Raw genomic sequence first — 8,531 nt, 5'->3', positions numbered from 1 at the left:
CTCCCGCGGCGGGCGCCGCGGGGGCGGCGGCCGCCCCCCCCCCCCCCCCCCCCCCCCGGCGGGGGGGGCGGGGGCCCCCGCCCCCCCCCCCCCCCCCCCCCCCCCTCCGCTGTGCGGTGGACTCCCGTCCTCAGCCGCCGAACTCCTGAAGGCCCTTCTGCGCCTGGTCCAGCAGTGCCTGCCGGCCCTCCAGCTCCTGCGTCAGCTTGTCCGCCCTGGAGTTGTTGCCCGCCGCGCGCGCCGCGTCGATCTGCCCGCGCAGCTTGTCCACGGCCGCCTGGAGCTGTCCCGTGAGACCGGCGGCACGCGCCCGCGCCTCCGGGTTCGTACGGCGCCACTCGGTGTCCTCGGACTCCTGGAGCGCCCGCTCGACGGCCTGCATACGGCCCTCGACCTTGGGGCGGGAGTCCCTCGGCACATGGCCGATGGCCTCCCAGCGCTCGTTGATCGCGCGGAACGCGGCCCGCGCGGCCTTCAGGTCCCGCACCGGCACCAGGCGCTCGGCCTCGGCCGCCAGCTCCTCCTTGAGCTTGAGGTTGTCCGACTGCTCGGCGTCCCGCTCGGCGAACACCTCACCGCGCGCGGCGAAGAAGATGTCCTGGGCGCCGCGGAAGCGGTTCCACAGGTCGTCCTCCGCCTCGCGCTGCGCACGGCCCGCGGCCTTCCACGCCGTCATCAGGTCGCGGTAGCGCGCCGACGTGGCGCCCCAGTCCCTGGACCCCGACAGCGACTCGGCCTCCCGCACCAGCTGCTCCTTGGCCTTGCGGGCCTCCTCGCGCTGCGCGTCCAGCGCCGCGAAGTGCGCCTTGCGGCGCTTGGAGAACGCGGAGCGCGCGTGCGAGAAGCGGTGCCACAGTTCGTCGTCGGACTTGCGGTCGAGCCTCGGCAGGCCCTTCCACGTGTCCACCAGCGCCCGCAGCCGCTCGCCCGCCGACCGCCACTGCTCGCTCTGCGCCAGCTCCTCGGCCTCGGCCACGAGCGCTTCCTTGGACTGCCGCGCCTGGTCCGTCTGCTTCGCGCGGTGCGCCTTGCGCTCCTCGCGGCGCGCGTCCACCGTCGCGACGAGCGCGTCGAGACGCTTCCTGAGCGCGTCGAGGTCGCCGACGGCGTGGTGCTCCTCGACCTGCCCGCGCAGATGGTCGATGGCCGCCGTCGCGTCCTTCGCGGACAGATCGGTCGTCTTCACGCGGCGCTCAAGGAGGCCGATCTCGACGACAATGCCCTCGTACTTGCGCTCGAAGTAGGCCAGGGCCTCATCCGGCGATCCCGCCTGCCAGGACCCGACGACCACTTCCCCCTCGGCCGTACGCACGTACACGGTGCCGCTCTCGTCGACACGGCCCCACGGGTCGCTGCTCACAGCGCCTCCTCCAGCTGATGCCCGGAAGGCTCCCGGCCCTCCGGCATCTTCCACGGTTCCCGGGGCGGGCAGCGCCCGCCCTGCATAACGCCAACATAGGCGAACGGCCACCCGGCTGTCCGCACTCCGGGCGGCCGAAATTCATTGGCCGCTACAGCAGGTCACTGCTTGTCGACGGTGGCCTTCTCCACAGTCACCGCGTCCTTGGGCGCGCCGTCGGTCACCGGCTTCTTCGCGGTGCTTCCGGCCACACCCGCCTTGGCCACGGCCTGTACCGCCTTCAGCCCCGCGCTGTCCATGGTGCCGAACGGCGTGTAGCTGGGCTGGAGCTTCGAGTCCTTGTACACGAGGAAGAACTGGCTGCCGCCGGTGTGCGGCTGGCCGGTGTTCGCCATCGCGACCGTGCCCGCCTTGTACGTGACGGAGCCGTCGGCGCCCGCCTTGCCCAGCGACGTCAGGTTCTCGTCGGGGATCGTGTAGCCGGGGCCGCCCGTGCCGTCGCCCTTCGGGTCGCCGCACTGGAGCACGTAGATGCCGCTCGTGGTGAGCCGGTGGCACTTGGTGTTGTCGAAGAACTTCTTGTCCGCGAGGTACTTGAAGGAGTTGACCGTGTGCGGGGTCTTCGCCGCGTTCATCGCGATCTTGACGGTGCCCCTGTTGGTCCGGAAGTCCATCGTGTACGAGGCCGTCTTGTCGATGGTCATCTTCGGCTCGGGCGGGGCCGAGGCGGAGGCCGACGGCGACGGGGTGGCCGCGGGGGAGGCCGCCGCGTCGGCCTTCTTGCCGTCGTCGCTGCCGCCCATGACCGCGAACGCGGTGCTGCCGCCGCCGATCACCACGACGGCCGCCCCCACGGAGGCGATGATGATGTTGCGGCGCCTGGCGCGGTTGCGGGCCTCCACCCTGCGCCGCTGCTGCCGTTCGAACTTCTCCCTGGCAAGCTGCCGCCGCCGCTGGTCGTTGTTGGCCACCGGTTCCACTCCCCATATCCTCGGATCTCGTGTCCGTCCCGCGAGACTGACCCCGTACGCTATATGGGTTCGCTGTGGAAATCGCGGTCCCGGTACGCTCTGTGCGCAGCCTGTGATCTGCCGTGACGCCCGCCGTGGCGTCCGCCCGGGGGCCACCGCCGCATCGGCGCGTCCGCCGGCCCGACCGACATGAAGGACGATCGTGCTCATTGCCGGGTTCCCCGCCGGGGCCTGGGCGACCAACTGTTACCTGGTCGCCCCCGCCGCGGGCGAGGAGTGCGTGATCATCGACCCTGGCCACCAGGCCGCCGACGGAGTCGCCGAGACCGTCGCCAAGCACCGCCTCAAGCCGGTCGCGGTGATCCTCACCCACGGCCACATCGACCATGTCGCCTCGGTGGTGCCCGTCTGCGGCGCGCAGAACGTGCCCGCCTGGGTCCACCCCGCCGACCGCTACATGATGAGCGACCCGGAGAAGGCACTCGGGCGGTCGATCGGCGCGCAGCTGATGGGCGAGCTGACCGTCGGCGAGCCCGACGACGTCCGGGAGCTGTCCGACGGCGCGCGGCTGTCCCTGGCCGGGCTCGACCTGAGCGTCGCGCACGCGCCCGGCCATACCAAGGGGTCGGTGACCTTCGGGCTGCCCACGACGACGGCCGGCGACATCCCGCCGGTCCTGTTCTCGGGCGACCTGCTCTTCGCCGGCTCCGCCGGACGCACCGACCTGCCGGGCGGGGACACCGCGGAACTGCTCGACTCGCTCGGCCGGGTGTGCCTCCCGCTCGACGACGAGACCGTGGTGCTCTCGGGCCACGGCCCCCAGACGACCATCGGCCAGGAGCGCGCCGCCAACCCCTACCTCCGCCGGGCGGCCAACGCCCGCGCGTACGGGACGGGTGCGGACGCGCCACCGCGACGAGGAATGTGAACGCAGCGATCCCCATGAGTACCTTCCAGGCCCCCAAGGGCACCTACGACCTGCTCCCGCCCGCCTCCGCCACCTACCTGGCGGTGCGGGAGGCCCTCGCGGAGCCGCTCCGGCGCTCCGGCTACGGCTACGTCGAGACACCCGGGTTCGAGAACGTCGAACTCTTCGCGCGCGGCGTCGGCGAGTCCACCGACATCGTCACCAAGGAGATGTACGCCTTCGAGACCAAGGGCGGCGACCGCCTCGCGCTGCGCCCCGAGGGCACCGCGTCCGTGCTGCGCGCCGCGCTGGAGGCCAATCTGCACAAGGCGGGCAACCTCCCGGTCAAGCTCTGGTACTCCGGCTCGTACTACCGCTACGAGCGCCCGCAGAAGGGCCGCTACCGCCACTTCTCGCAGGTCGGCGCCGAGGCGATCGGAGCCGAGGACCCAGCGCTCGACGCCGAGCTGATCGTGCTGGCCGACCAGGCGTACCGCTCGCTCGGGCTGCGGGGCTTCCGCATCCTGCTCAACTCGCTGGGCGACCGCGAGTGCCGCCCCGTCTACCGCGAGGCGCTCCAGGAGTTCCTGCGCGGCCTCGACCTGGACGAGGACACGCGCCGCCGCGTCGAGATCAACCCGCTGCGGGTCCTCGACGACAAGCGCCGCGACATCCAGCAGCAGCTGACCGGCGTCCCGCTGCTGCGCGACTACCTGTGCGAGGCGTGCCGCGCCTACCACGACGAGGTCCGCGCGCTGCTGAGCGCGCAGGGCGTCGCCTTCGAGGACGACCCGCGGCTCGTACGCGGCCTCGACTACTACACGCGCACCACCTTCGAGTTCGTGCACGACGGCCTCGGCTCCCAGTCCGCCGTCGGCGGCGGCGGGCGCTACGACGGCCTCTCCGAGATGATCGGCGGCCCCGCGCTGCCTTCGGTCGGCTGGGCGCTCGGTGTGGACCGTACGGTGCTGGCGCTGGAGGCGGAGGGGATCACCCTCCAACTGCCGCCCGCGACCAGCGTGTTCGCCGTGCCGCTGGGCGAGGAGGCGCGCCGGGCGCTGTTCTCCGTGGTCACGGAGCTGCGCCGGGCGGGTGTCGCCGCGGACTTCGGCTACGGCCGCAGGGGCATCAAGGGCGCGATGCGCAGCGCCGACCGGTCGGGCGCGCGGTACACGCTCGTCGCGGGGGAGCGCGACCTCGCCGAGGGCGTCGCCCAGCTCAAGGACATGGAGAGCGGGGAACAGGAGGCCGTGGCGCTGGACGCCGTGACCGACAAGCTGCGGGCGCTGCTCGGCCGGGGCTGACCGGTACTCCGGTCGCGGCCGGAGCGCCGGTGGCGGTCAACGGCGAGAGGGGCCGTTCTCACAGCCGGCCCTTATCCCGTACGAACGGTGCGGGGCAACTCCGGTGCGGCACAATGGCCCTGCCCACAACGCCTTCCTAGCGACCGGACAGGGATATGACGACCACGCTGGACAGCGTCTCCTCACGCGGGGATACGAAACGGCTCGGCGGCGCGCCGATCGCCGGCAGCCGTGCCTTCGGAGTGCTGCTCGTGCTCACCGGGGCGGCGGGACTCCTCGCCGCCTGGGTGATCACCCTGGACGAGTTCAAACTGCTGAAGAACCCGGACTTCGTGCCCGGTTGCAGCCTCAACCCGGTCGTGTCCTGCGGCAGTGTCATGAAGAGCGACCAGGCCCATGTCTTCGGGTTCTCCAACCCGATGCTGGGCCTGGCCGCCTACCCGGTCGTCATGGCCATCGGCCTCGCCGTCCTTGCCGGCGCCAAGCACCAGCGGTGGTACTGGGTGGGGCTCCAGGCGGGCACCCTGTTCGGAGTCGGCTTCGTGACCTGGCTCCAGTTCCAGTCCCTTTACCGCATCCACGCGCTGTGCCTGTGGTGCTCGCTGGCCTGGGTCGGCACGGTGATCATGTTCTGGTACACCCTGTCGCACAACGTGCGCAACGGCGTGATCCCGGCACCTCGCTGGCTGCGCTCCTTCTTCGCCGACTTCACCTGGATTCTGCCCACGCTGCACCTCGCCATCATCGGCCTGCTGATCCTGACCAACTGGTGGGACTTCTGGACCAGCTGAGCCGGCCCGCCCCCGCCGCCCCGCGACCGCCGGTCACCGGCCATCGACGGCCGGTCACAGGTCACCGCGGTGTCAGTGGTGAGGCTTAGGCTTTCCAGCGTGGAGCCCGACCTCTTTACCGCAGCGGCGGAAGACCGCCAGGAGAAAGATCCTTCGAGCAGCCCCCTCGCGGTCAGGATGCGCCCGCGCACCCTGGACGAGGTGGTGGGCCAGCAGCACCTGCTGCGGGCCGGCTCGCCGCTGCGGCGCCTCGTCGGCGAGGGCAGCGGCCCCGCCGGGCCGTCCTCGGTGATCCTCTGGGGCCCGCCCGGCACCGGCAAGACCACCCTCGCGTACGTCGTCTCCAAGGCGACCGACAAGCGCTTCGTGGAGCTCTCCGCGATCACCGCGGGCGTCAAGGAGGTCAGGACCGTCATCGACGGCGCCCGCCGCGCCTCCGGCGGGTACGGCAAGGAGACGGTCCTCTTCCTCGACGAGATCCACCGCTTCAGCAAGGCCCAGCAGGACTCGCTGCTGCCCGCCGTCGAGAACCGCTGGGTGACCCTGGTCGCGGCCACCACGGAGAACCCGTACTTCTCGATTATCTCGCCGCTGCTGTCCCGTTCGCTGCTGCTCACGCTCGAACCCCTCACCGACGACGACCTGCGCGCCCTGCTGCGCCGCGCGCTCGACGAGGAGCGCGGACTCGGCGGCGCGGTCGCCCTGCCCGAGGACACCGAGTCGCACCTGCTGCGCATCGCGGGCGGGGACGCCCGGCGCGCGCTCACCGCCCTGGAGGCGTCCGCGGGCGCCGCGATCGACAAGGGCGAGGCGGAGATCTCCCTCGCGACGCTTGAGGAGACCGTCGACCGCGCCGCGGTCAGCTACGACAGGGACGGCGACCAGCACTACGACGTGGCCAGCGCCCTGATCAAGTCCATCAGGGGCTCGGACGTGGACGCGGCCCTGCACTACCTGGCCCGCATGATCGACGCGGGCGAGGACCCCCGGTTCATCGCCAGGCGGCTGATGATCTCGGCGAGCGAGGACATCGGCCTCGCCGACCCGGCGGCGCTCCCGCTCGCGGTGGCCGCCGCCCAGGCGGTGGCGATGATCGGCTTCCCGGAGGCGGCGCTGACACTGAGCCACGCGACGATCGCGCTGGCGCTCGCCCCGAAGTCCAACGCGGCGACGCTGGCGATCGGGGCCGCGCTGGAGGACGTCAGGAAGGGCACCGCGGGCCAGGTCCCGCCGCATCTGCGCGACGGGCACTATCAGGGCGCCGCCAAGCTGGGACACGCGCAGGGCTATGTGTATCCGCACGATGTGCCGGGCGGGATCGCGGCGCAGCAGTACCTGCCGGAGGGCGTGAAGGACCGCACGTACTACGCCCCGACGCGGTACGGCGCAGAGGCGCGGTACGCGGACGTCGTGGAGAAGGTGCGCGAGCGGCTGCGCGGCGACGCGTCCTGACGGCCCTGCCGCCGGGCGCCCGCGCCGTGCGGTCCGGGGTGGCGGTGGAGGCGGACACGGGCGCGCCCTTCAGCCCGCCGCCGCCTCGAAGAGGGTGTGCATCGCCCTGCGCAGCCCGCCGATGTCCTCGACCGGTTCCAGGAAGTCGAAGCGCGCGTCGAAGGTCCGGGGGCCGACGAACCGCACCCGCAGCCCGAACCGGTCGAGGGCGAGAGGCACGGCGGCGGTGCCCGCGGCGGAGTACGCGCCGGTGTGCCCGTCGAGCAGGCGCCGCAGCAGCTGGACCTCGGAGCCGTGCGCGGCGGCGAGGTGCTGGAGCAGTTCGGCCTCGTGGTCGGCGAGCGGATCGGCGCGGGCGGCCGCGAAGGCCTCGGGCTCGACGGACTCCGCGCCCCACAGGTCGTCCACCGAGGCGCTTCCGGTCTCCAGCCGCAGAGTGGCGCTGCCGGGCCGGTCCCCGCCGGGTACCCGCGTCAGCCAGCCGGAGACCCAGGCCCGGCCGCGGATGCGGTGGGGGACGGCGACGGGGGCGACGTCGGTGACTTCGAGCACGGCGCTGAGCTCGTCGTCGTGCGCGGGGGCGGCGGCCCGTACGGCGGGGGAGCGCTCGGGGAAGACCAGCAGGACCTCGCCGTCCTGCCCCACGGCCCTGCCCCCGGGTACCAGGGCGTACGGCGGGGCCTGTTCGAGACCGGGGATGAGCAGTACCGACGAGCATGTACTCTGTACGAGAGTTCGTGTGCGCTCGGCTGCTGACGGCATCCGGGCGATCTCCAGCCCGTTGTGGCGCCCGTGTTCGTTCAGTTCACTGTCCGGTTCGCCGGCCGGTTCGCTGTTCGCCTCGCGGTCGCGGCAGGGACGCGGCTGACCATGAGCTGATCGGACCTCCGTCGATTCGGTGCCCCGCCTCTTGTCGGGGCCGTCTGTGATGCGCGTGGTGTTCCCAGGGCGAGACATGCGATCTCCTTAAGTAAGGTGAGCCTAACCTAACCTACAACGGAGGTCTGGAGAACGTGCCTAACCAGTCGCGTCCCAAGGTCAAGAAGTCGCGCGCGCTCGGTATCGCGCTGACGCCGAAGGCCGTCAAGTACTTCGAAGCCCGCCCCTACCCGCCGGGCGAGCACGGCCGCGGCCGCAAGCAGAACAGTGACTACAAGGTCCGTCTGCTGGAGAAGCAGCGCCTTCGCGCGCAGTACGACATCAGCGAGCGCCAGATGGCGCGCGCCTACGACCGCGCCCGCAAGGCCGAGGGCAAGACCGGCGAGGCCCTGGTCATCGAGCTGGAGCGCCGCCTGGACGCGCTGATCCTGCGCTCCGGCATCGCCCGCACCATCTACCAGGCCCGCCAGATGGTCGTCCATGGCCACATCGAGGTCAACGGCCACAAGGTCGACAAGCCCTCGTTCCGCGTCCGTCCCGACGACGTCGTGATGGTCCGCGAGCGCAGCCGCTCCAAGGTCCCCTTCCAGGTGGCCCGCGAGGGTGGCAACGACACGGAGGGCGAGACCCCGCGCTACCTCCAGGTCAACCTGAAGGCCCTGGCCTTCCGGCTGGACCGGGACCCGCAGCGCAAGGAAGTTCCGGTGATCTGCGACGAGCAGCTCGTCGTCGAGTACTACGCCCGCTGACCGGACGCAGCACTCGCGCCGCGCGCGCCTCTTCAGGCCCGCCCGTCCCCGCCCTCCCGGCGGGAGCGGGCGGGCCTACGCCGTAATCCGGTCCCTGCCGGACTCCCGTCACAGCCAG

The 8,531-nt window shown here is 72.1% G+C and carries 8 protein-coding genes; 5 read left to right on the top strand and 3 right to left on the bottom strand.

All coding sequences use genetic code 11. The features are described from left to right. Window positions 1-130 precede the first annotated feature (130 nt). Together LCE31_RS16200 and LCE31_RS16195 are read right to left on the bottom strand one after the other, a co-directional pair. Window positions 131-1,360, bottom strand: a complete 1,230-nt coding sequence (locus tag LCE31_RS16200; protein ID WP_225014970.1) for a DUF349 domain-containing protein — start codon at window positions 1,358-1,360, stop codon at window positions 131-133. Between the two features lie 161 nt (window positions 1,361-1,521). After that, window positions 1,522-2,331: a peptidylprolyl isomerase gene (locus LCE31_RS16195; protein WP_225014969.1), complete on the bottom strand. Its 810-nt coding sequence runs from the start codon at window positions 2,329-2,331 to the stop codon at window positions 1,522-1,524. A gap of 202 nt (window positions 2,332-2,533) precedes the next feature. Here LCE31_RS16195 and LCE31_RS16190 point away from each other — a divergent pair, with 202 nt between their 5' ends. The 4 genes from LCE31_RS16190 to LCE31_RS16175 all read left to right on the top strand — a co-directional run bounded on the left by LCE31_RS16190 (window position 2,534) and on the right by LCE31_RS16175 (window position 6,785). After that, a complete protein-coding gene (locus LCE31_RS16190) occupies window positions 2,534-3,259 on the top strand; it encodes an MBL fold metallo-hydrolase (RefSeq protein ID WP_225014968.1) in 726 nt (241 codons plus the stop codon). A 14-nt stretch (window positions 3,260-3,273) separates the two neighbouring features. Then, a complete protein-coding gene (gene hisS / locus LCE31_RS16185) occupies window positions 3,274-4,542 on the top strand; it encodes a histidine--tRNA ligase (RefSeq protein ID WP_225014967.1) in 1,269 nt (422 codons plus the stop codon). Between the two features lie 155 nt (window positions 4,543-4,697). Then, complete coding sequence (locus LCE31_RS16180; protein ID WP_225014966.1) at window positions 4,698-5,333, top strand: vitamin K epoxide reductase family protein; 636 nt, start codon at window positions 4,698-4,700, stop codon at window positions 5,331-5,333. A 99-nt stretch (window positions 5,334-5,432) separates the two neighbouring features. Further along, window positions 5,433-6,785, top strand: a complete 1,353-nt coding sequence (locus tag LCE31_RS16175; protein WP_225014965.1) for a replication-associated recombination protein A — start codon at window positions 5,433-5,435, stop codon at window positions 6,783-6,785. A gap of 69 nt (window positions 6,786-6,854) precedes the next feature. On the opposite strand, the gene LCE31_RS16170 is transcribed toward LCE31_RS16175, so the two are convergent. Further along, a complete protein-coding gene (locus LCE31_RS16170) occupies window positions 6,855-7,547 on the bottom strand; it encodes a DUF2470 domain-containing protein (protein WP_225014972.1) in 693 nt (230 codons plus the stop codon). 251 nt (window positions 7,548-7,798) lie between these two features. Here LCE31_RS16170 and rpsD point away from each other — a divergent pair, with 251 nt between their 5' ends. Further along, window positions 7,799-8,413 carry a 30S ribosomal protein S4 gene (gene rpsD / locus LCE31_RS16165; protein WP_225014964.1) on the top strand — a complete coding sequence of 205 codons (615 nt, stop codon included), beginning with the start codon at window positions 7,799-7,801 and terminating at the stop codon, window positions 8,411-8,413. Window positions 8,414-8,531 lie beyond the last annotated feature (118 nt).

The organism is Streptomyces sp. 8L (assembly GCF_020176795.1).
Taxonomy (GTDB): domain Bacteria; phylum Actinomycetota; class Actinomycetes; order Streptomycetales; family Streptomycetaceae; genus Streptomyces.
This window is presented reverse-complemented; position numbering and strand designations above follow the sequence as displayed.